Source organism: Serratia sp. CY52157 (assembly GCF_052168495.1).
Taxonomy (GTDB): domain Bacteria; phylum Pseudomonadota; class Gammaproteobacteria; order Enterobacterales; family Enterobacteriaceae; genus Serratia; species Serratia ureilytica.
Window position 1 is genome coordinate 968,237 of the sequence record NZ_JBJNMO010000001.1, and the last position, 20,437, is coordinate 988,673.

Here is a 20,437-nt window from a genome sequence, read left to right on the forward strand (position 1 = left end):
TAGCAATAAAACCTGCTGGCATTCCTGCGCGCAATCCGTACCATACAGGCCTCGCGTCGGGCGCGTGGAAGCTGGATGATGAATAATGATCAAAATCGGCCGGTTGAATGGTAAACTCGCGGTCTACAACGCCATGCCCCTAGTGCCCCCCATTGAGAATGAGCACGATTTAAATGTCAGAAAAGCAATCCGTTAGCCAAAAAGAGCAGTACAACCTGAACAAATTGCAAAAGCGCCTGCGCCGCAACGTGGGCGAAGCGATCGCCGATTTCAATATGATTGAAGAAGGCGACCGCATCATGGTCTGTCTGTCCGGCGGCAAAGACAGCTACACCATGCTGGAGATCCTGCGCAATCTGCAGCAGAGCGCGCCGATCAATTTCTCGCTGGTGGCGGTGAATCTCGACCAGAAACAGCCCGGCTTCCCTGAGCATATTCTGCCTGCTTACCTGGAAGGCTTGGGGGTGGAGTACAAGATCGTCGAAGAAAACACCTACAGCATCGTTAAAGACAAGATCCCGGAAGGCAAAACCACCTGTTCACTGTGCTCGCGCCTGCGCCGCGGCATTCTGTATCGCACCGCCACCGAACTGGGCGCCACCAAGATCGCGCTGGGCCACCACCGCGACGATATTCTGCAGACGCTGTTCCTCAACATGTTCTACGGCGGCAAGATGAAAGGCATGCCACCCAAACTGATGAGCGACGACGGTAAGCACGTGGTCATTCGCCCGCTGGCCTATTGCCGCGAGAAAGACATCGAGCGTTTCTCGATCGCCAAAGCGTTCCCGATCATTCCATGCAATCTGTGCGGCTCTCAGCCTAATTTGCAGCGCCAGGTGATCGGCGACATGCTGCGCGACTGGGACAAACGTTACCCAGGCCGGCTGGAAACCATGTTCAGCGCCATGCAAAACGTGGTGCCTTCGCACCTGAGCGATATCAATCTATTCGATTTCAAAGGCATTCACCACGGCAGCGCGGTGGTGGACGGCGGCGATTTGGCCTTCGATCGCGAAGACATTCCGATGCAGCCGGTCGGCTGGCAGCCGGAAGATTCGGACGACGCGGCGCCTGCGCCGGCGCGTTTGGACGTGCTGGAAATCAAATAAGTCCCCTCGCCGCTCGCCACCCTGCGAGCGGCGACCTTTTCCCTCACTCGACGATCTCGATCCTGTTCACAGTTTGCGCATAATTTGCTGGGCGATGCCGTTTTTACCCTATACTGTGCATTTATACAGTCATATGGAGATCGCGCAATGAATATCACCCCCTGCCTGTCCCACGTCTCGCTGGGCTCGAACGATTTCGTCGCCGCCGCGGCCTTTTACGATCGCACGCTGGCCGCCTTGGGTTGCCGACGGGTGCTGGAGCATCCCGGCGCGATCGGTTATGGCCGCGACTACCCGGAGTTCTGGCTGCAGGTGCCGATCGACGGCCAGCCCGCTTCACCCGGCAACGGCACGCACGTCGGTTTTTTCGCGACCAGCAAGCAACAGGTGGATGAATTCCATCGCCAGGCGCTGCTGGCCGGCGCCGTCGATGAAGGCGCGCACGGTTCGCGGCCGCATTACGGTGAGGCTTACTACGGCTGCTTTGTCCGTGATTTGGATGGGCATAAGATTGAAGCCAGCTTCTGGGATGAAAGCGCGGCCTGAGGAAGAGAGAAATCGAATAAAAAAATGCCGGTGATTAAACCGGCATTGTACGAATCAAATGTGCTATGCAGTAATTCAAAAATAAGAAAGTAAGACAATTATGGAGCGCAACGCCCATCGCTTGACGTTGCATTCACCTGCGAGAGAGATCATGCCCCATTTCCCCCGGCTAAATGTTGATTTTGCTCAATGTTAACCGGGTTTTCGCCATTTTCGCCTACAGCCAGCGGCTGCGCTTCAGCCACCAGGCGACGCCAAGCACCAACCCGACCAGCATCAGGCAAAATGCCGCGAAACCGAAGGGGTTGCCGCCGCCCGGTATGCCGCCAAGGTTGACGCCAAACAGCCCGGTCAGGAAGGTGGTCGGCAGAAATACCATCGCCAACAGCGACATGGTGTAAGTGCGGCGGTTCATCGCGTCGGCCATCACAGTGGTAATTTCGTCGGACAAGATAGCGGTGCGCGCGATGCTGCCGTCCAGATCGTCCAACCCGCGCCCCAGGCGATCCGCGATGTCCTGCATGCGGCGGCGATCGTCGTCGCTCATCCACGGCAGGCGGTCGCTGGCTAGCCGTGCGAAAACGTCACGCTGCGGCGCCATGTAACGGCGCAGCACGATAAGCTGTTTACGGATCAACGCCAGCTGGCCACGCTCCGGCACCTGCTGTTCCAGCAAGGCGTCCTCCAGATCGATAATCTTGTCGTGCAGATCCTCAATGAATTCGCTGGTGTGATCGGTCAACGCATCGGAAATCTCCACCAGCCAGTTGCCGCTGTTGGTCGGCCCGGCGCCGCTTTGCAAATCGTTCACCACCTGATCGATGGAATACACCTTGCGGTGCCGCGTGGAGATAATCAGTTTATCGGTGATGTACACGCGAATGGTGACCAACTGGTCCGGCCGTGAGTTGGCGTTAAAGTTGATGCTGCGCAGCGTGATCATGGTGCCTTCGCCCTGGCGGCTGACGCGCGGCCGTGAGCTTTCGCCGGAGAGCGCTTCGCGCACCGAGTCCGGCAGCAGCGGCGTGGTGCTCAGCCATTCGGCGCTGGCCGGGTGCGCGTAATCAAGATGCAGCCAGCAAGGCGCGTCGCAGGTGATCTTGTCATCCCGCTCGATCGGCGTGACGCCGCCCTTGCCATCCAGCTGGTAGGCGTAGACCGCGTCGGCGACCTGCAGCTCGCTCCCCTCAATCACATCCATTCATTTATCCCCTCAGTCTTGCTTATGTTGCTGAGTCTAGCGTTAACGCCTTGGAGATCAAAGACCAAGCTGTAACGCCAGTTTTCATGTTGTCCCATAAGCGTGGTCTATACTTCTGCTGCCAGGAACGCAAGACAGCCCGAGAGGAAACTCGCATGTTACAAATCAGCACCGCAGATATCTTGAAAATCGTCCTACCGACCGTCATTACGCTGTTTATCGCCGTGGTCAAAACGCCTTTTCGCATTCGGCGGGAAAACCACGATAAGCTGTTAAACCTGCTCGAATCCGTCGAGAAGCCCCAAAGCGCCCCCATACGTCTGTTGCGGTTTCGCGACTATATCGGCAACCGCAGCGCCGGCCTTGTTGCGCTGCAGCTGCTGCTGGCATTGCCGGATAGCGTAGCGGCGCTGGAACGCTATCGTTTCACCGGTGGCCGTCAGCAAATCTTGCGCGCCACGCCCGCAGGCTTCGTTTTGCGGCCAAGCGCCAATAACGCGTTCAAGCGTTTCTTGCTTTCCTGTCGCTATTTTTTGCTGTATTTGGTGTTCGTTACGTTGCTGGTGCTGTTCCCTGCGTTGACTCAATGGGGGCTGCAGCAGTTAGGGGTATTGATTACGCCCTATTCACTCCGCTATCTGCCTAATGCGCGCATCACCGACGGCTGGCAGCTGCTGTTCCCCGGTTTATTATTTATTATCATTATGTTCAGCCTGGCATACCTGACCTTCAGGCAGTTGGCACGCGCGGGCAACCTCAGTTCGGAACGCGCCTTTTATCGCTACTATCAACGAGCGCGTGAGGAACAACGATGCCGGGAAGTCCTGAGACAACTGCGCGCTGCGCTGCGCCGAACCTGACGAGAATGCGCCGCCTGCGCTGCATCGCAATGGCCGCCCTGCTGCTGTTCGGCCAATCGGCTCGTGCAGAGCCGGTGTTAGAACGCCTCGCCACACCCTATCACGCGCCGACGGCGGCGGGTTCACTGCCTTATTTTGTCGCTCACGCTCACTCCCCCCAGCCGCGCACCGCGCTGGTGGTGATGCACGGCTACCCGCGCGATGTCGCCAAGACATTGCAAGCGGCGATCGACGCCGCGCAGGGAGCGGGAGACAACAGCTTGCTGGTCGCCCCGCTGTTCCAGGTGCCGGAGACGCTTGCCGCCCGCTGCCGTTCCGCCGGGCTGCCGGCGCCGCAAGAGGGGGACGCCCTGTGGCGCTGCGGCTCCTGGATCGAAGGCGGTTTGGATAATGGCGGGAAAACCGGCTCGTTCAACGCCATGGATAACCTGCTGGCCGATCTGAAACGGCGCTGGCCGTCGTTGCAGTCGATCACCGTCGCCGGTTTCTCCGCCGGCGCCCAATTCGTGCAGCATTATGTCGGCTTCGCCGACCCGCCGGACGGAGTGCGTCTGCGCTATGTCGTCGCCGATCCGGGCAGCTGGCTCTATTTTGACAACCTGCGTCCCCAGCCCCTTCACCCGGAGCGCTGCGGCAGTGAAAAAACCTGTCGCTTCCGCTGGCAAACGCTGGACGCCGGCCAGTGCCCGCAGGCTAACCAGTGGAAATATGGTCCGGAAGCGCTTCCCGCTCACCTGCAGCGCACCGCCGACGCAGCACGCCGGCGCTATGCGGCGGCGGATATCACCTACCTGGCCGCAGACGGTGATACCGGCACCGCGCCGGGGGCCTACTATCGGATACTCGACAAATCCTGCGCCGCCCAGCTGCAGGGCCCCTACCGGTTGCAGCGCGCCCTGGCCTATGCCGACTATGACCGGCGCTATCTGGCGCCGGAGAAGCCGCATCGGTTAACCCTCGTTCCCGGCTGCGGACACAACGTCGCCTGCGTCTTTCCCGCGCCGGCGGCCAGGCAAGCGCTGTTCTCCATTAATGCAGACTAATAATAACGGCATTGAAATAAACCATTGCCGATAAATCAGACAATATCGCCGATAAAGCGCTGGTAATGCCGTTATTATTATGACTTAACATATTGCTATCAATTTTAATTCAAAATGATAATAATAAATCAACAAAAAGCTGTTTCAGCGCAAATTTTAGGGGCATATACTTTTCTCACTACGAGGAGGTAGTTATGTTACGCGACCATTTAAAAATAAACGCCAGCGATACGCTGGAAAAAATCAGCAATATCCATTTGCAAAACCAGGGCCAGGAAGAGATCAGTGAGTTTGTGGTGAAAAACGCCGCCGGCCTGCAGATTGGCAAGGTCTCCGTCCACGATCGTTTCAGTACCCGTCGTTCTTATCCCACCAGCTACCGCATTACTCAGACCGATATGAGTGGCCGCGTAGTGGTGGACGCCATGCGGGACTGTCTGTAAGCGTAACCGCTCTCTGAAATAGACAATATTAATGTGATGATGGCAACCCTGTTTATTATTAAACGGGGTTTATCGCGTGGAAAAATTAATTAGCCTCGTGGTTTCGCCGTCGAGAAAATAACGCCCCCGCATTGCGCGGGGGCGATAAATAAGCCCACTCAGTGTTTGATGATATACATCGTTTGGCTATAGGCCACGTCTTCCGGATTGGTGATCGGGTAGCCTTTTACCCACGGTTTGATCAGGCGGCCGTTGGTGTATTGGTATATCGGCGCGATTGGCGCCTGATCGGCAATGATCTGTTCCATCTTGTTGTAATCGGCAGTCACCGCCGCCGGGTTGGTTTCCCGCCCCGCCTGCGCCAGCAGCTTGTCGTAGTCCGCGTTCTTGAACTTGGCGATATTGCCGCTGTGGGTGGAGGTCAGCAGCGACAGGAAGGTCGACGCCTCGTTATAGTCACCCACCCAGGAGGCGCGGATCACATCAAAATTGCCGGTATTGCGGCTGTCGATGTAGGTTTTCCACTCTTGGTTTTGCAACTTGACGTCAATCCCCAGCTTTTTCTTCCACATCGAGGCCACGGCGATGGCGATTTTCTGGTGGCTCTCGGAAGTGTTATACAGCAGCGTCAGCTTCAGCGGGTTGTTCGGGCCGTAACCGGCCGCCTGCAGCAATGCCTTGGCCTGCGCATCCAGCTCCGCCTGCGGCTGCTGTTGCAGCAAACTCGCCTCGGGTTTGAACCCGGCGGTGACGTCCGGCGTGAAGTGATAAGCCGGTTTTTCACCGGTGCCCAACACTTTCTCCGCGATAATCTTGCGATCGATGGCGTAGGACAAGGCCTGACGCACCCGCACGTCGTTGGTCGGCGCACGCTGGGTGTTGAACGCGTAATAATAGGTGCCGAGCTGATCCGGGGTGTACACCTGCCCCGGGATGTCTTTCAGCAGCTTCTGATACATGTTTTTCGGGAAGGATTCGGTGATGTCGATGTCACCCGCCAGGTAACGCTTGGTGGCGTTGGATTCCTGGTTGATCGGCACGAAGGTCACTTTGGTCAGCACGGTGCGCGCATGATCCCAGTAATGGTCATTAGGCGTCAGCACCAGCTTCTCGTTCACCACCCGCTCCTGCAGTTTGAACGCGCCGTTGCCCACCAGATTGCCGACCTTGGTCCAGTCGTTGCCGTATTTTTCCACCACCGCCTTATTCACCGGGAACAGGCTGAAGTTGGCCGTCAGGCTGACGAAGTACGGCACCGGCTTGTCCAACTGCACCTTGAGCGTGTAGTCATCCGGCGCCGATACGCCCAAGCGATCGGCCGGCAGTTTGCCGCTGATGATCTGCTCGGCGTTCTGGATCCCCGCCAGCTGCGCGAACCAGGCGAACGGCGACAGATTTTTCGGTTCTACCAGCCGCTGCCAGCTGTAGACGAAGTCTTTTGCCGTGACAGGGTCACCGTTTGACCAACGCGCGTCTTTACGCAGATAGAAAATATAAGTCTGATTGTCGCTGGTCTGCCAGCGGGTGGCGACGCCGGGGATCACTTTCCCGTTGGCGTCCTGATTGACCAGCCCTTCGAACAGATCGCGCGCCAGCTGAGCCTCCGGCAAGCCAACCGCTTTGATCGGATCGAGCGAGGCCGGTTCGTCTTTAATGTGGCGCACGATTTCCTGTTTGTCCGCCAGCGCGGTGCCCGGGGGAACCTGCGCCGCCATAGCGCTGCTCATACAGGCGCCGATCGCCGCCGCGCAGAGCGCCAAACGAAAACCCCGTTGCATTTTTTTTCCCGTCATTATGATTTGTCCCCCGTTAACCATCTGAATTTTTTATCATATAGCACAAGATCCATCCGGCCTAGAGCCCGCGGGCGAGAAGTTGCAAAAAGTGCGATTCAGGCGATAAAAAACCCGTGCGGCGCAGGGCGGCACGGGTGGGATTACGGCAGCGACCGTCAGTCGTACAGGTGGATGCTGTTGATGCGGTAGCTGAACTCTTCACCCTCTTCTTCATCGAACACGGTGAAAAAGCCTTTCTCAGCCAGCGGACGGGCCGAGATATCGGTTTTTTGCAGCTGACGCGCATCCGCGTCGTCGTAGCCGTAGTCGAGATAGAAGGCATCTTTCTGGTAATCGATATGCAGGGTGAACGGATAGTTCGATTCGTCCCCGCGCCCGTCGTCATTTTTCACCACGCCGAACCATTCCCCCTGACGGATCTGGTTTTCAGCGTCTACGCCGCACAGCAGCGTGATGGTGTCATTTTCATTTTCGCTATAGCTGGCGATGATTCTGGCTACTGGCATGTTAAATCCTCTTGCGGGTGATTGGCTTAGCTCTGCCGTTAGTATAACAACAGCCTCAGGCCAGGTGCGGTTTAATTGGCGTTTTCGCCGCTACCGCATCACAGATCGCGCAAACGCCGCACAATTGCGATGGGAAAGATGTCTCAAAGCGTAATACACTGAATAAAATGACAATGACTCTCGGCCTTTAACTCAGGGACAACACCATGACCGAACATCGACCGCGCAGTGAACGTGGCCAGTTGGCCGTCGCAGGAGAGAACTACGGCAGCTCGCTGCTGGGCGCGCCGCTGCTCTATTTCCCGGCGGCGGTCAGCGGCCCGGAAACCGGGCTGATCATCGCCGGCACCCACGGCGATGAGAGCGCCGCCATCGTAACCCTGTCCTGCGCGCTGCGCAGCATCGCCCCCGAACAGTTGCGCCACCACGTGGTGCTGGCGGTCAACCCCGACGGCTGTCAGCTGGGGCTGCGCGCCAATGCCAACGGCGTCGATCTGAACCGCAACTTCCCGGCCGCCAACTGGCGCTCCGGGGACACCGTCTATCGCTGGAACAGCGCGGCGCCGGTGCGCGACGTCAGGCTCTCCACCGGCGGGCGTCCCGGCTCCGAACCGGAAACCCAGGCGCTGTGTCATCTGATCCATCGCCTGAAGCCGCATTGGGTGGTGTCGTTCCATGAGCCGCTGGCCTGCATCGAAGATCCCGCCAGCTCGCGGCTCGGCGTTTGGCTGTCGCACAAGTTCGAGCTGCCGCTGGTGACCAGCGTCGGCTATGAAACGCCCGGTTCGTTCGGCAGTTGGTGCGCGGATCTGTCGCTGCCGTGCATCACCGCCGAATTCCCGCCGATCTCCGCCGATGCCGCCAGCGAGCGCTACATCGACGCCATGACCGAACTGCTGACCTACCCGAATTAATCCCTACGGGGCGAGATCGACGATCGCCCCGCATTCGAACGCCAGACCCGGTTCGACGTCCCGCGCCAGCCAGGTCGGGCCGTCCAGATCGACGAAGCGCGCCGCCGGCGCCAGCGGCAAGGCGGCGGATATCGCCCGCGACGTGCACAACATGCAGCCGAGCATGATGGCGAATCCCTGTTCGCGCGCGGCCTGCGCCAGCGCCAGCGCCTCGGTCAAGCCGCCGGTTTTGTCCAGTTTGATGTTGACCATCTGATAGCGTTGCGCCAGCCGCGGCAGATCGGCGCGGGTGTGGCAGCTCTCATCGGCGCAGATCGGCAGCGGATGAATAAAGTGTTCCAATGCGGCGTCGTCACCGGCCGGCAGCGGCTGCTCCAGCATCGCTACGCCGAGATCGGCCAACAGCTGGCAGCGCGCCGCCAGCCCTTCCGCCTGCCAGGATTCATTGGCGTCGACAATCAGCGTCGCCTGCGGCACCGCGGCGCGGATCGCCACCAGCCGCTCGCTGATATAGTGATCGTCGAGTTTGATCTTCAGCAGCGTGGCGCCCTGCCGCTCCAGCTCACGCGCGGCGAAGGCCATCGCTTCCGGCGTACCGATGCTGACGGTCTGCGCCATGCGGATCTGCGCCGGCGCCGTCACGCCGCTGCGCTGCCACAGGCTCTGCCCGTGCAGACGACACTCCAGATCCCACAGCGCCGAGTCCAGCGCGTTGCGGGCCGCGCCCGCCGGCATCCGCGTCAGTAGCTGCTCGCGTGTGATGCCCTGCGCGATCGCCGGCGCCATCTCAGCCAGCTGCGTCATCACCGATTCCTCGCTCTCGCCATAGCGCGGATACGGCGTGCATTCGCCGACGCCGCGCACGCCCTGCTGTTCGATTTCGACCACCACCACCCGGGCTTCGGTGCGGCTGCCGCGCGCGATCACGAAGGCGGTGTGCAGCGGCCAGGCTTCCGGGTAAAAACGCATGTCTCTCATAACGGCTCCTGAACGAAAACTGCGCATCCAGGCAGGCTGATGCGCCGGTGATGTTTTATAGAACAGCCTAATATATACAACTATTTAGCAAACTTTGATATCCAATCCGCCCCGCTTGTCATAAACTGGCGTCAGGGTGTGAACCTGATGTTAACAGCCGTCGCCGGCGCGCCGTTTCATCAGGTTCATACCCTTTGTATAAACACCTGTAAAAGGAATCTAGCAATGACTCAGACAGTACATTTTCAAGGCAATCCGGTCAGCGTAGCGGGCAAACTGCCACAGCAGGGCGAACAGGCCAAGGCCTTCTCGCTGGTTGCCAAAGACCTGTCAGACGTAGCGCTGAGCAGCTTCGCGGGTAAACGCAAAGTCCTGAACATCTTCCCAAGCATCGATACCGGCGTCTGCGCGACGTCGGTGCGTAAATTCAACCAGCTGGCCAGCGGCCTGGATAACACCGTGGTGCTGTGCATCTCCGCCGATCTGCCGTTCGCCCAGTCTCGTTTCTGCGGCGCGGAAGGCCTGAGCAACGTGGTCACGCTGTCCACCCTGCGCGGCGCCGAGTTCAAACAGGCGTACGGCGTTGAAATCGCCGAAGGTCCATTGGCGGGCCTGACCGCGCGTGCGGTCGTAGTGCTGGATGGCCAGGACAACGTGCTGTACAGCGAGCTGGTGAACGAAATCACCACCGAGCCGGATTACGACGCGGCGCTGGCAGCGCTGAAATAACAAAGCCGGCGAACGCCGGCTTTGGATACACGGGAAGGCGCCGCAAGGCGCCTTTTTTATTCTTCGCCCTCAGCGCCGCCTTTGCGGCTGCTCAGGCCATACTCGCGCAGCTTGTTGGCGATGGCGGTATGGGAAACGCCCAACCGCTTCGCCAGCTTGCGGGTGCTGGGATAGGTGCGATACAGACGCGTCAGCACCGAGCGCTCGAAACGCTTGCTGATGTCGTCCAGCGAACCGTCCAGCACCTCGTCGCCCAGCGACATCTCCACCTCGAACTCCGGCAACACGATATCCTGCGGCCGCAGTTCGTAGCCTTCGGTTTGCGTCAGCGCGCGGTAGATGGCGTTTTTCAGCTGGCGCACGTTGCCCGGCCAGCCGTATTTGCTGAGGAAACTGCCCAGATCGTTCGCCAGCTTGGGCCGCGCCACGCCCTGCTCATCGGCGAAGCGCGCCACGAACAGCTCGGTCAGCGGCATGATGTCCTGCGGACGTTCGCGCAGCGGCGGAATGGTGATGGTCAGCACGTTGAGGCGATAATAGAGGTCTTCGCGGAATTCGCCGCGCTGCACCAGCTCGGTCAGGTTCTTCTGGGTGGCGCAGATCACGCGCACGTCGACGTGCACCTCATGCTCTTCGCCGACCCGGCGGAACGTGCCGTCATTGAGAAAACGCAACAGTTTGGTCTGCATGCGCGGCGACATTTCGCCAATCTCATCCAGCAGCACCGAACCGCCGTTGGCCTGCTCGAAGAAGCCCTTTTTACCTTCCAGCGCGTTGGGATAAGCGCCCGGCGCATGGCCGAACAGCTCGCTCTCCACCACGTCATCCGGCAGCGCGGCGCAGTTCAGCGCCAGGAACGGCTGTTTGCCGCGCGGGCTGCGCAGGTGGCAGGCGCGAGCCAGAATATCCTTGCCGGTGCCGGTATCGCCCACGATCAGCAGCGGCGCATCGAGCATCGCCAGTTTGCGCGCCTGCTCCAGCACGTGACGCATCTTGGCGCTCACCGCGACGATGTGATCGAATTCGGTATCGTCGTTCACCGACAGATTTTGCAGTTGGCGGCCCATGCGCGCGGTGGACTTCAACATCACCACTGCGCCGACCGCAGCCGGCTGTTGCTGTTCGTCTTCCAGATAGATAGGCGTAATGTCCATCAGGAAGTCCTGGCTGCGGATCACCACCCGTTCTGAGTGCGGCGCCGTATGCTCACTCTCCAGCCAGCGGCTGAAGTTATAGCCGCCGATCAGCGCCCCGGCGGTCTGGTTGCGGATCTTGTCTTCGTTCAGGCTGAACAACGCCAGCGCCGCCGGATTGGCCAGCTCGACCTTGCCCTTCATGTCGATAGAGAACACCGGCTCCGGCATCGACTCCAGCAGCGCACGCAGCGCGCGATGCTCGCGTTCGGAAGGCATAAAGCTGACTGTGCGCACGTCGGTCACGCCGGCGATGCGGCGGATCTCCGCCATCAGCGCGCGGAAAGTATCGAAGTCCAGCTGGGAGAAATTGAGGTAAATGCGGCCGATGGGATCGATCTCGATGCCACGTAAGTCAATGCTGCGCGATACCAAAAGATCGAGTAATTCTCGAGTGAGACCGAGGCGGTCTTCGCAAAATACTTCCAAACGCATCAGTGTTGGCCTTATCTCTGCAGGTGCGGGGATCGTTAGCGATGATGATACTCCCTCGCACCGGGCGGTAGAAGCGATCTGTCAGCAAAAGTTGACAGAACTCTGATTTATTGCCGTGGTTGCTGATTTTAAACGCAAGCGAATAACAGCATCGGCGTCATTTTAGCCCACAAACAGAGAGTTATCACAAACAGATTTAATTTTGCAGATATTTATCACGCAATCACAGGGGGATCGACTATCGTCAAGTCTCGATTACGTCCGGCGTTGGCGCCGGTGAAATAACGGCGCTGCCAGGAGCGCCGTCGCGGGGTTATTTGGCCTTGCCGTCGCTCTTTTTCAGCGTGTCTTTCAATTGGCCGATCAGCTGGCTGCGGAAATCGCCAAGCTTCGGTTTTTCCCCTTCCAGCCACGGCAGCGGGCGACACAGTTCCATCGCCTTGATGCCCAGCCGCGCGGTCAACAACCCGGCGCCGATGCCCTGCGCCGCGCGCGCCGACAGCCGCGCCGCCAGATCCTGCGACATCCAGTCCATGCCCACTTCGCGCACCAGTTCGGAGGCGCCGGCGAAGGCGATGTTGAGCAGCACCAGCCGGAACAAACGAATGCGGCTGAAGTAGCCCAGTTCGATGCCGTACAGCGCGGCGATGCGGTTAATCAAACGGATGTTGCGCCAGGCGATAAACGCCATATCCACCAGCGCCAACGGGCTGACGGCAATCATCAGCGTCGATTCGGCGGCGGAGCGGCTGATTTCGCGCCGCGCCTGATTGTCGAGCACCGGCTGCACCAGTTTGGCGTACAGCTCCACCACTTCACGGTCATTTTGGGTTTCATGCAGCGAGGCCTGCCAACGCTGCAACGCCGGATGCCCCTGATCCAGCCCGGCCTGGCGCGCCAGTTTCTCGCAGAATTCGCGCCCTTGCCCCAGTCCGTGGCTGTGCAACAGCTCGCGCGCCACGTCGCGCTCTTCCGCACGCTGGCGCAGCCGATACAAACGCCGCCATTCGGTGACCACCGAACCGACGCCGGCGAACACGATCAGGCCGCCGGCCACGCCGCCGCCCATGGCGATCCAGTCCTGCTGCACCCAGGCGGTATGCACCCACTGCACGCCCTGCGCCACCACGCTGACGCCGAACAGCGCCAGCCCGGCGGTGACCATTTTGCGCCACAGGCTGCGTTTCGGCTTCAGCGCAGCGTTAATGATGCCCTCGGCGCGCCCTTCTTCCTCCTCCTGCTGCAGCTCCGGCGCCGCCGGAAAGAAGCTCTCCGCCTGCTCGGCGTCGAAAGCGACGCCGGCGCGCAACGCCGGTTCCTGCGGCGGCTGCAACGGCTCGTCAAAATCGATACGCGGTTTGATCGGCTCGCTCATCGCAATTTGTCTCCCAGTAAAAATTCCATCACCGCATCCAGACGGATATGCGGCAACGGGCTGTCCACGCTCATGGCGCGCGGGCGAAACTCATCGAAGTGAAATCCCTGGCTCTGCCAGAACGCCGGCCCCGGCAAACGGGCCGGCACTTCGCCGGGGAACACCGTCAGCGGCGCGCCGTCGCTGAGGCGATTGCCCTTCAGCGCCGGAATACGCTGCCCCTGATGATCGACAATGCCGCTCTCGGTCGCCTGCACCGAGGCCAGGCCGACGCAATCCATGCTGATGCCTTCGAACGCCGCGTTCTGCCACGCCTCTTGCACCAGCTGCTGCAGCAACGACACCAGATTGGCGTGCTGATCGGCGGTGATGTGGTCCGCCTTGGTGGCGGCGAACATCAGTTTGTCGATGGTCGGCGAGAACAAGCGGCGAAACAGCGTGCGTTTGCCGTAATGGAAACTCTGCATCAGTTGGGTCAGCGCCAGGCGCATGTCGTTGAACGCCTGCGGGCCGCTGTTGAGCGGCTGCAGGCAGTCAACCAGCACGATTTGCCGATCGAAACGGACGAAATACTCTTTATAGAAGTTTTTGACGATCGACTGGCAGTAATAATTGAACCGAGCGCGCAGCATGCCGATATTGGTGTGTTTGTCGGCCTGCGCCAGTTTCGATTCGCCTACCGCGGCAACATCGGGCCACGGGAAAAACTGCAGCGCCGGTGCGCCGGCCATGTCGCCCGGCAGCACAAAACGGCCCGGCTGAATGAAGTGCAGACCTTCGCTTTTGCAGCGCAACAGATAATCGGTGTAGGCCTGGGCGATCGCCGCCAGGCGATTTTCGTCGGCCGGGGCCAGCGGATCGCAGGTTTTACACAGGTCAAGCCAGGGCTTGGCCCATTCGGCGCGTTCCCCCTGCAGCAGCCCGGTCATCTGCCGCGACCAGGCCAGGTAATCCTGCTCGAGCATCGGCAGATCCAGCAACCATTCGCCCGGATAATCGACGATCTCCAGGTACAGCGTGGAGGTGTCTTTGAAATGGCGCAGCAACGAGTCGTTGGAGCGGTAACGCAGCGCCAGTCGGATTTCGCTGACGCCGCGCGTCGGCGTCGGCCAGGCCGGCGGCGCGCCGTACAGCTGCGCCAACCCTTCGTCGTAAGTGAAACGTTGGATGCCGAGATCGCGCTGCGGGATGCGCTTGACGCCCAGCAGGCGTTCTTCGCGCACCGGTGAAAACAGCGGCATGCGCGCGCCGCTGTGCACATGCAGCAGTTGATTGACGAAGGCGGTGATAAAGGCGGTTTTGCCGCTGCGGCTCAGGCCGGTCACCGCCAGGCGCAGATGGCGATCCATTCCGCGGTTGACCAGCGAGGTTAACTCATTTTGCAGTCGTTTCATTGCTCTCCTTGACGTAACGCCCGAATGCCTTGTTCAGGCCTTTACGGAACAGCGGTTCCAGCACCAGCGCCAGCACGAAGCGCACCGGTTTGCGGCCGACGGTCTTCAACAGCCAGCCGGCGGCGCCCGCCGGGCCATAGTTCAATAACGCTATGATGATGACTTTAGCCAATGTCTTCAACATTGCCGCCGCTCCTGATTTAAATCCACCCGTTCTGGTGGCGTTCGCGACATCAATTTTATTCATGACAATGCCCTCCGGCACAAGACGATTAAGATAACCTTCAACGGGATGACGGCGGCGAGATACCCGGCCTGCACAGGCCGGATATCGCAAGAAGAGTTACAGCTTGCGGAAGCGGCTCTGAACGCCGAAGGTGTCGGACGTCACGTAACGCTCGACCTGACGCAGCTGCTGTTCGCCGCTGCCCAGCTCATATTCCAGCTGATCGAGCAACTGGCGCGGCGTCTTCTGATGCTCGCCCTCGAAACGGCTGGCCGGCGCTTCGTCCAACACGAACACCAGCGCGATATAGGCCACCAGCGTGAAGAAAAACAGCCCAAAGAACAGCGACAGCACCACCATCACGCGGATCAGGCGCACCGGCACGTCGAAATAGTGGGCCAGACCGGCGCAGACGCCTTTTACCATGCCTTCTTCGGGTACGCGATAAAGCTTTTTACTGCCCAGCGTCATGCTCATCAGGACTGTCTCCAGTTCGGGTGTTCCGCATCGAGGATCTCTTCCAGCGCCTGAATGCGTTCACGCATGCGTTTGGCGTCTTCCGCCAGCTGCGCCAGGCGCTGCATTTCTTGCTGACTCAGCTGGATGCCGGTCTGTTGCCGATTGCTGTAATGCAGCCAAAGCCAAATCGGCGCGACAAACAGCACGAAAATTGTCAGCGGAATGGCAAGTAATAAAGCACTCATTGTTATTCCTTCTTATCGGATCCTGGATAGGCGGCCACCTCCGGCGTGTGGCCGCGGTTCGCCTTACTCGGAGCGGTTCATCTTGGCTTTCAGCGCCGCCAGCTGCTCACTGATGGCGTCGTCGGCTTTCAGCTCGGCAAACTCCTGGTCCAGCGACTTCTTTTTACCGATGCTGATGCTTTCCGCTTCGGCTTCCATATGGTCGATGCGACGTTCGAACTGTTCGAAACGCGCCATCGCCTCATCCAGCTTGCCGCTGTCGAGCTGACGGCGCACCTCGCGCGAAGAAGATGCGGCCTGATGGCGCAGCGCCAGGGCCTGCTGCCGCGCGCGGGTTTCGGTCAGCTTGTTTTCCAGCTCACCGATTTCGCTCTTCATGCGCGCCAGCGTTTCTTCTACGGTCGCCACTTCCTGCGTCAGCGTGGCGATCAGGTCGGCAACCTTTTGTTTTTCGATCAGCGCCGCGCGGGCCAAGTCTTCTTTATCTTTGCGCAGCGCCAGCTCGGCTTTTTCCTGCCAGTCGCTTACCTGGCTTTCACCCTGCTCGATGCGACGCAGCAACTGCTTTTTCTCCGCCAGCGCGCGCGCCGACGTAGAACGGACTTCAACCAGCGTGTCTTCCATCTCTTGGATCATCAACCGCACCAGCTTCTGCGGATCTTCCGCCTTGTCCAGCAGGGTGTTGATGTTGGCGTTCACGATGTCGGCAAAACGAGAAAAAATACCCATAATTCACTTCCTCTTGGTTCTGATGGCGTCTGAAGCGCCGCGTTAAGTCGTACAGCTTGCCCAAAGAGATAATCAAAACCCGTGCCAACTTTTATCTAATTGAAAAACAACAACTCTTTATTTTTGACTCTCTGCGCGCTTGCTGTAGAGTGATTATTTTCACCAAACATTGGCGAATTTCATCATGAACGAACAGCCAGAGAATTTGTTGGGCGAAGCAAACGCCTTTGTCGAAGTATTGGAGCAAGTCTCCCAGGTGGCAAAGCTGAACAAACCGGTGCTGGTGATCGGCGAGCGCGGCACCGGTAAAGAGCTGATCGCCCATCGTCTGCACTACCTCTCCAACCGTTGGCAAGGGCCGTTCATCTCGCTCAACTGTGCGGCGCTGAATGAAAACCTGCTGGATTCCGAGCTGTTCGGCCACGAGGCCGGCGCCTTTACCGGTGCGCAGAAACGTCATCTGGGCCGCTTCGAGCGCGCCGACGGCGGCACGCTGTTCCTCGATGAGCTGGCGACCGCGCCAATGCTGGTGCAGGAGAAATTGCTGCGGGTGATCGAATACGGCCAACTGGAACGCGTGGGCGGCAGCCAGCCGCTGCGGGTAGATGTGCGCCTGGTGTGCGCCACCAACGACGATCTGCCGGCGCTGGCGGCGGCGGGCAAGTTCCGCGCCGATCTGCTGGATCGGCTGGCGTTCGACGTGGTGCAGCTGCCGCCGCTGCGGCAACGCCGGCCCGATATCATGTTGCTGGCCGAGCACTTCGCCATTCAAATGTGCCGTGAGCTGGCGCTGCCGCTGTTTCCCGGCTTTACCGAACGCGCCAGGCAGACGTTGCTCAACTACGGCTGGCCGGGGAACGTGCGCGAACTGAAAAACGTGGTGGAACGTTCGGTCTATCGTCACGGCGACAGCGACAACCCGCTGGATGAGATCGTCATCAACCCGTTTGCGCCACGCGAGGCCACGCCGCTTACGCCTGCCCCTGAAGGCGCCGGCGCGTTGCCGGCGCTGCCGCTCGAGCTGAAAAACTGGCAGTTGGAGCAAGAGAAGGCGCTGATCGAAGCAGCGCTGCAGCAAGGGCGATTCAACCAGCGCAAGGCGGCGCAGCTGCTGGGGCTCACTTACCACCAGTTGCGCGGCATGCTGAAAAAGCATGCGCTGCTGCAAAACGGCGAGCAAGACGAGGAATAACAGGCAAAAAAAAAGCCAGCACCCGAGCTGGCTTAAAAAACACTGGAAGCAATGTGAGCAATGTCGTGCCTTCCACATCAGAGCCGCAAACTGTGGCCTTCCGTGAACTGCCAGGTGATGATAATAGTTATCAGTATCGTCTGTAAAGCACTTTGTTGAGAATTTTTCTCATTACCATACGAAGATTGCGCAATTACCACTCAGGGAACGGGTCTGCCATCTCCAGCCAATAGTCCACGCCGGCGGCCATTTCGTCGTCGCTCAGCAGGCAGTCGTCCAGCAGACGCACGATCGCCGCCTGTTGCAAGTGCTGGCCGATAAACACCAGCTCCTGGCGCATGTCGCCGAACGGCTCCACCCATTTCTCCTGTATATGCGCCCGCGTTTGCGGATCTTGCGGCCAATTGTCTTGCGGGATCGCGCGCCAAAAGGTGCCCGCCAGGCCGTAATGGGCGATGCCGCCGGCCTGGCTCCACTGCCCGGCCTGCCGCGGCCGTGTCGCCAGCCAGAAGAAGCCTTTCGAACGCAGTAGCTTACCGCCGCCCCAGTCGCCGTTGATCACGCGGTAGAACTTGTCCGGCGCAAACGGCCGCCGCGCCTGATAGACAAAGCTGCTGATGCCGTAGCTTTCCGTCTCCGGCACGTGTTCGCCGCGCAGCTCTTTCAGCCAGCCGGGCGCCTGCTGCGCCTTTTCAAAGCTGAAGCTGCCGGTATTCAGCACCGCCTCCAGCGGCAGTTTGCCCGGCGCGATCGGCACAATGCGGGCGTCGGGATTCAGGCTGGCCAGCAGCGCCATCACTTCGCCCTGCTGCGTTGGCGTCAACAGATCGGTCTTGCTGACCAGGATCACGTCGCAGAATTCAATTTGTTCAATCAACAGGTCCGCCACGCTGCGCAGATCGTCCTCGCCGAGACTTTGACCGGCCTCCTGCAGGCTTTGCGCCTGTTGGTATTGCCGGATGAAATTCACCCCGTCGACCACCGTCACCAGGGTATCCAGCCGGGCGAACTGCGACAGGCTTTCGCCCGTTTCATCCTCAAAGGTAAAGGTTTCCGCCACCGGCAGCGGTTCGGAGATGCCGCTCGATTCGATCAACAGATAATCGAAGCGCCCGTCCTGCGCCAGCTCGCGCACCGACACCAGCAGGTCTTCGCGCAGCGTGCAGCAGATGCAGCCGTTGCTCATCTCCACCAGCTTCTCCTGCTGGCGATCGAGGCGCACTTCATTCTCCACCAGCGCAGCGTCGATATTCACCTCGCTCATGTCGTTGACGATCACCGCCACGCGCATGCCCTGCCGGTTGTTCAGGATGTGGTTCAGCACCGTGGTCTTGCCGGCGCCGAGAAAGCCGGAAAGCACGGTCACGGGAAGTTGTTTCATGGGGACCTCATTAAAATTCATTGCGTAATGCCTGGTAACCGCGCACCAGCTCGACGTTGGTGGCGGCCACTTCTTCCGAAAACTGCAGCGCGCCGCGATCGACCTGGCGATAGCGCGACAGGTCGCTGTCCGGCCCCACGCGCTCGGTCGAGGGGATATAGCGGTTTTCCGGCAGCGTTACGCCGTCCACCACCGCGTTGTAGCGCACCACGCAGCCGGACTGAACGTGGCAGTTGAACAGCACGCTGTTGAAGCCGATAAACACCCGATCGTCGATGCGGCACGGGCCGTGCACGATGGCGCGGTGGGCGATCGAGCTGTAACGGCCAATAGTCACCGCCGCCCCGCTCTTGGAATGGATCACCACGCCGTCCTGAATATTGGAGTGCGAGCCGATGACGATCGGCTCCATGTCGCCGACGGCGTTCAACTCATCGGCGCGAATTACCGCATAAGGGCCGACGTAAACGAAATCCTCAACGATCACCCGGCCGCAAATAATAGCGGTGGGATCGATGTAGGCCAGCGGCGAGACCTGCGGCAGATGGCCGCTGGGATTTTTACGCAGCATGGTGTTCTCCCCGCCAGCTCAGCTCCGCCACCGCATTGTGGGCATGCAGGCTCTCCTGATGCTCGACGCGCAGCGAAAAAGCGCGGTAGTCGCACTGGCTGCGCAGCATGCGATACAGACGGCGCGCCGCGTCCTCGCAAAACATCAGATTCTGACCGTTGGCCAATGCGAAGGCCTGTTCGTCGCAGCGTTTCACCAGCGTTTGCACCGGCGTGCCCAGCGCGTGTTCGATGCGATCAATCAGTTTCACCGGCTCAAACGCCCGTTCATTCTCGGGCGTCACGGTGATCCAGGCCCAGCTGCGCTGGCTGTGGGGGGTGGCCGGCATCCCTTGCTCCAGTAGCCACTCGCTCACCTGCCGTTGGCTGACCCGCTCCACCGCCTGTTCAAAATCAAACTGGAACTGTTGCTGCGCCAGCTGACGGCTGAGCGCCGCCGAACTCGGGCAGGTGGAGGAATAAGGCACGCCGACGGTCAGTGCCAGCGTCAGCGTATCCGTCAGGGTGGCCTCAATGCGCAGCGGATAGGCTTTCCAGCCGCGCTGCGGCGACAGCAGCGCCGGGCGTGACAGCAACAGCTCGCCACTGATCGACAAGCTGGCGCGATCGCTGTGTTCCGGCTGCGAAGCCAAAAAGGCCTGCAGCGTAAGGCCGATGCGCTGCGGCGTCAGCTCGCCCTGCGTCAACTCGTCCAGCGCCAGATACAGCCGCGACATGTGAATGCCGCGCTCGCCCGCCGCTTCGGCGCGCAGGTTGATACCGGCGTCGACCTTCGCCATCAATGGCTTGCCGGCCAGCTCCAGCGGCAGCGCGATCCCTTGCATCCCGACCCAATCGAGCCCGACATCACTCATTTCGCCGCGCCATGCCTGAGCATCCGGCAGCGAACGGCGTGGTGGAAGTGCAACTTCGTTCATACATCCCCTTGCGTTATTGTGACTTTGCCGGGGAACGGTAACATGATTTTGTTATATTATAACATAACATAAAAAACTTTTTTCTTGCCGCTGAACGGGCTGATTAATCAAGTCGCAGAAAACTCAGCGATTTTGCTCAATGGATTGGGCTGCTGGTCAGAGTGCGATACACTAACGCTATTGCTGATTAACC

At 59.8% G+C, this 20,437-nt stretch carries 22 protein-coding genes; 8 read left to right on the plus strand and 14 right to left on the minus strand.

Annotated features, from left to right (window positions below):
* Nucleotides 1-173 precede the first annotated feature (173 nt).
* Both ttcA and ACJ8IP_RS04585 read left to right on the plus strand, forming a co-directional pair.
* Nucleotides 174-1,112, plus strand: a complete 939-nt coding sequence (gene ttcA / locus ACJ8IP_RS04580) for a tRNA 2-thiocytidine(32) synthetase TtcA (protein ID WP_033643222.1) — start codon at nucleotides 174-176, stop codon at nucleotides 1,110-1,112.
* Nucleotides 1,113-1,259: 147 nt separating this feature from the next.
* Nucleotides 1,260-1,658 carry a VOC family protein gene (locus ACJ8IP_RS04585; RefSeq protein WP_442524325.1) on the plus strand — a complete coding sequence of 133 codons (399 nt, stop codon included), beginning with the start codon at nucleotides 1,260-1,262 and terminating at the stop codon, nucleotides 1,656-1,658.
* A 217-nt stretch (nucleotides 1,659-1,875) separates the two neighbouring features.
* Here the strand turns inward: ACJ8IP_RS04585 and zntB are convergent, their stop codons facing one another.
* Nucleotides 1,876-2,859 carry a zinc transporter ZntB gene (gene zntB, locus ACJ8IP_RS04590; RefSeq protein WP_033643224.1) on the minus strand — a complete coding sequence of 328 codons (984 nt, stop codon included), beginning with the start codon at nucleotides 2,857-2,859 and terminating at the stop codon, nucleotides 1,876-1,878.
* Nucleotides 2,860-2,909: 50 nt separating this feature from the next.
* On the opposite strand from zntB, the gene ACJ8IP_RS04595 reads away from it, so the two are divergent.
* From ACJ8IP_RS04595 to ACJ8IP_RS04605, 3 genes are all read left to right on the plus strand, one after another.
* A complete protein-coding gene (locus ACJ8IP_RS04595) occupies nucleotides 2,910-3,719 on the plus strand; it encodes a hypothetical protein (RefSeq protein ID WP_223524914.1) in 810 nt (269 codons plus the stop codon).
* A complete protein-coding gene (locus ACJ8IP_RS04600; protein WP_164106212.1) occupies nucleotides 3,671-4,762 on the plus strand; it encodes a hypothetical protein in 1,092 nt (363 codons plus the stop codon). The genes ACJ8IP_RS04595 and ACJ8IP_RS04600 overlap by 49 nt, the downstream gene beginning before the upstream one ends.
* Before the next feature lie 194 nt (nucleotides 4,763-4,956).
* Nucleotides 4,957-5,205: a hypothetical protein gene (locus ACJ8IP_RS04605; protein WP_004930507.1), complete on the plus strand. Its 249-nt coding sequence runs from the start codon at nucleotides 4,957-4,959 to the stop codon at nucleotides 5,203-5,205.
* 158 nt (nucleotides 5,206-5,363) lie between these two features.
* On the opposite strand, the gene ACJ8IP_RS04610 is transcribed toward ACJ8IP_RS04605, so the two are convergent.
* Both ACJ8IP_RS04610 and ACJ8IP_RS04615 read right to left on the minus strand, forming a co-directional pair.
* On the minus strand, nucleotides 5,364-6,998 hold the full coding sequence (locus tag ACJ8IP_RS04610; RefSeq protein WP_069100752.1) for a peptide ABC transporter substrate-binding protein: 1,635 nt from the start codon (nucleotides 6,996-6,998) through the stop codon (nucleotides 5,364-5,366).
* Between the two features lie 158 nt (nucleotides 6,999-7,156).
* Nucleotides 7,157-7,507, minus strand: coding sequence for a hypothetical protein (locus tag ACJ8IP_RS04615; RefSeq protein WP_015378006.1), 351 nt, complete (start codon nucleotides 7,505-7,507; stop codon nucleotides 7,157-7,159).
* Nucleotides 7,508-7,713: 206 nt separating this feature from the next.
* On the opposite strand from ACJ8IP_RS04615, the gene mpaA reads away from it, so the two are divergent.
* On the plus strand, nucleotides 7,714-8,421 hold the full coding sequence (mpaA, locus tag ACJ8IP_RS04620; RefSeq protein ID WP_033643228.1) for a murein tripeptide amidase MpaA: 708 nt from the start codon (nucleotides 7,714-7,716) through the stop codon (nucleotides 8,419-8,421).
* Nucleotides 8,422-8,424: 3 nt separating this feature from the next.
* Here the strand turns inward: mpaA and ycjG are convergent, their stop codons facing one another.
* A complete protein-coding gene (gene ycjG, locus ACJ8IP_RS04625) occupies nucleotides 8,425-9,399 on the minus strand; it encodes an L-Ala-D/L-Glu epimerase (RefSeq protein ID WP_163965413.1) in 975 nt (324 codons plus the stop codon).
* Between the two features lie 225 nt (nucleotides 9,400-9,624).
* On the opposite strand from ycjG, the gene tpx reads away from it, so the two are divergent.
* Nucleotides 9,625-10,128, plus strand: coding sequence for a thiol peroxidase (tpx, locus tag ACJ8IP_RS04630; RefSeq protein WP_004930536.1), 504 nt, complete (start codon nucleotides 9,625-9,627; stop codon nucleotides 10,126-10,128).
* A gap of 56 nt (nucleotides 10,129-10,184) precedes the next feature.
* Here tpx and tyrR read toward each other — a convergent pair whose 3' ends face one another.
* The 7 genes from tyrR to pspA form a co-directional block, all read right to left on the minus strand.
* A complete protein-coding gene (gene tyrR, locus ACJ8IP_RS04635) occupies nucleotides 10,185-11,756 on the minus strand; it encodes a transcriptional regulator TyrR (protein WP_033643230.1) in 1,572 nt (523 codons plus the stop codon).
* A 313-nt stretch (nucleotides 11,757-12,069) separates the two neighbouring features.
* Complete coding sequence (locus ACJ8IP_RS04640; protein ID WP_004930545.1) at nucleotides 12,070-13,131, minus strand: YcjF family protein; 1,062 nt, start codon at nucleotides 13,129-13,131, stop codon at nucleotides 12,070-12,072.
* Entirely contained in the window at nucleotides 13,128-14,525 is a 1,398-nt protein-coding gene (locus tag ACJ8IP_RS04645; RefSeq protein ID WP_072627584.1) for a YcjX family protein, read from the minus strand. The genes ACJ8IP_RS04640 and ACJ8IP_RS04645 overlap by 4 nt, the downstream gene beginning before the upstream one ends.
* Nucleotides 14,506-14,772: a phage shock protein PspD gene (gene pspD / locus ACJ8IP_RS04650; RefSeq protein WP_071991647.1), complete on the minus strand. Its 267-nt coding sequence runs from the start codon at nucleotides 14,770-14,772 to the stop codon at nucleotides 14,506-14,508. Before pspD ends, ACJ8IP_RS04645 begins: the two co-directional genes overlap by 20 nt.
* Nucleotides 14,773-14,868: 96 nt before the next feature.
* Nucleotides 14,869-15,228, minus strand: coding sequence for an envelope stress response membrane protein PspC (gene pspC / locus ACJ8IP_RS04655; protein ID WP_033643233.1), 360 nt, complete (start codon nucleotides 15,226-15,228; stop codon nucleotides 14,869-14,871).
* Nucleotides 15,228-15,455 (minus strand): envelope stress response membrane protein PspB, encoded by a 228-nt coding sequence (pspB, locus tag ACJ8IP_RS04660; RefSeq protein ID WP_004930553.1) that lies wholly within the window; start codon nucleotides 15,453-15,455, stop codon nucleotides 15,228-15,230. The genes pspC and pspB overlap by 1 nt, the downstream gene beginning before the upstream one ends.
* Before the next feature lie 63 nt (nucleotides 15,456-15,518).
* On the minus strand, nucleotides 15,519-16,184 hold the full coding sequence (gene pspA / locus ACJ8IP_RS04665; protein ID WP_004930555.1) for a phage shock protein PspA: 666 nt from the start codon (nucleotides 16,182-16,184) through the stop codon (nucleotides 15,519-15,521).
* A 184-nt stretch (nucleotides 16,185-16,368) separates the two neighbouring features.
* Between pspA and pspF the strand changes: the two genes are divergently transcribed.
* Nucleotides 16,369-17,376, plus strand: coding sequence for a phage shock protein operon transcriptional activator (gene pspF / locus ACJ8IP_RS04670; protein ID WP_033643234.1), 1,008 nt, complete (start codon nucleotides 16,369-16,371; stop codon nucleotides 17,374-17,376).
* Between the two features lie 193 nt (nucleotides 17,377-17,569).
* Here pspF and zigA read toward each other — a convergent pair whose 3' ends face one another.
* Genes zigA through folE2 form a run of 3 tightly spaced genes read right to left on the minus strand, consistent with a single transcriptional unit; the run spans nucleotide 17,570 to nucleotide 20,244 of the window.
* Nucleotides 17,570-18,757 carry a zinc metallochaperone GTPase ZigA gene (gene zigA / locus ACJ8IP_RS04675; protein ID WP_047026024.1) on the minus strand — a complete coding sequence of 396 codons (1,188 nt, stop codon included), beginning with the start codon at nucleotides 18,755-18,757 and terminating at the stop codon, nucleotides 17,570-17,572.
* A 10-nt stretch (nucleotides 18,758-18,767) separates the two neighbouring features.
* Nucleotides 18,768-19,328, minus strand: coding sequence for a carbonate dehydratase (locus ACJ8IP_RS04680; RefSeq protein WP_033643236.1), 561 nt, complete (start codon nucleotides 19,326-19,328; stop codon nucleotides 18,768-18,770).
* The gene (gene folE2 / locus ACJ8IP_RS04685; protein ID WP_033643237.1) at nucleotides 19,318-20,244 is read right to left on the minus strand and encodes a GTP cyclohydrolase FolE2; all 927 of its coding nucleotides are present in this window, start codon (nucleotides 20,242-20,244) and stop codon (nucleotides 19,318-19,320) included. Before folE2 ends, ACJ8IP_RS04680 begins: the two co-directional genes overlap by 11 nt.
* Between the last annotated feature and the right edge of the window lie 193 nt (nucleotides 20,245-20,437).

Bases quoted from the DNA above. Each gene is read 5' to 3' on its own strand.
- ttcA (WP_033643222.1), top strand. From the start codon at position 174: ATGTCAGAAAAGCAATCCGTTAGCCAAAAAGAGCAGTACAACCTGAAC.
- ACJ8IP_RS04585 (WP_442524325.1), top strand. From the start codon at position 1,260: ATGAATATCACCCCCTGCCTGTCCCACGTCTCGCTGGGCTCGAACGAT.
- zntB (WP_033643224.1), bottom strand. From the start codon at position 2,859: ATGGATGTGATTGAGGGGAGCGAGCTGCAGGTCGCCGACGCGGTCTAC.
- ACJ8IP_RS04600 (WP_164106212.1), top strand. From the start codon at position 3,671: ATGCCGGGAAGTCCTGAGACAACTGCGCGCTGCGCTGCGCCGAACCTG.
- ACJ8IP_RS04605 (WP_004930507.1), top strand. From the start codon at position 4,957: ATGTTACGCGACCATTTAAAAATAAACGCCAGCGATACGCTGGAAAAA.
- ACJ8IP_RS04610 (WP_069100752.1), bottom strand. From the start codon at position 6,998: ATGACGGGAAAAAAAATGCAACGGGGTTTTCGTTTGGCGCTCTGCGCG.
- ACJ8IP_RS04615 (WP_015378006.1), bottom strand. From the start codon at position 7,507: ATGCCAGTAGCCAGAATCATCGCCAGCTATAGCGAAAATGAAAATGAC.
- mpaA (WP_033643228.1), top strand. From the start codon at position 7,714: ATGACCGAACATCGACCGCGCAGTGAACGTGGCCAGTTGGCCGTCGCA.
- ycjG (WP_163965413.1), bottom strand. From the start codon at position 9,399: ATGAGAGACATGCGTTTTTACCCGGAAGCCTGGCCGCTGCACACCGCC.
- tpx (WP_004930536.1), top strand. From the start codon at position 9,625: ATGACTCAGACAGTACATTTTCAAGGCAATCCGGTCAGCGTAGCGGGC.
- tyrR (WP_033643230.1), bottom strand. From the start codon at position 11,756: ATGCGTTTGGAAGTATTTTGCGAAGACCGCCTCGGTCTCACTCGAGAA.
- ACJ8IP_RS04640 (WP_004930545.1), bottom strand. From the start codon at position 13,131: ATGAGCGAGCCGATCAAACCGCGTATCGATTTTGACGAGCCGTTGCAG.
- ACJ8IP_RS04645 (WP_072627584.1), bottom strand. From the start codon at position 14,525: ATGAAACGACTGCAAAATGAGTTAACCTCGCTGGTCAACCGCGGAATG.
- pspD (WP_071991647.1), bottom strand. From the start codon at position 14,772: ATGAATAAAATTGATGTCGCGAACGCCACCAGAACGGGTGGATTTAAA.
- pspC (WP_033643233.1), bottom strand. From the start codon at position 15,228: ATGAGCATGACGCTGGGCAGTAAAAAGCTTTATCGCGTACCCGAAGAA.
- pspB (WP_004930553.1), bottom strand. From the start codon at position 15,455: ATGAGTGCTTTATTACTTGCCATTCCGCTGACAATTTTCGTGCTGTTT.
- pspA (WP_004930555.1), bottom strand. From the start codon at position 16,184: ATGGGTATTTTTTCTCGTTTTGCCGACATCGTGAACGCCAACATCAAC.
- pspF (WP_033643234.1), top strand. From the start codon at position 16,369: ATGAACGAACAGCCAGAGAATTTGTTGGGCGAAGCAAACGCCTTTGTC.
- zigA (WP_047026024.1), bottom strand. From the start codon at position 18,757: ATGAAACAACTTCCCGTGACCGTGCTTTCCGGCTTTCTCGGCGCCGGC.
- ACJ8IP_RS04680 (WP_033643236.1), bottom strand. From the start codon at position 19,328: ATGCTGCGTAAAAATCCCAGCGGCCATCTGCCGCAGGTCTCGCCGCTG.
- folE2 (WP_033643237.1), bottom strand. From the start codon at position 20,244: ATGAACGAAGTTGCACTTCCACCACGCCGTTCGCTGCCGGATGCTCAG.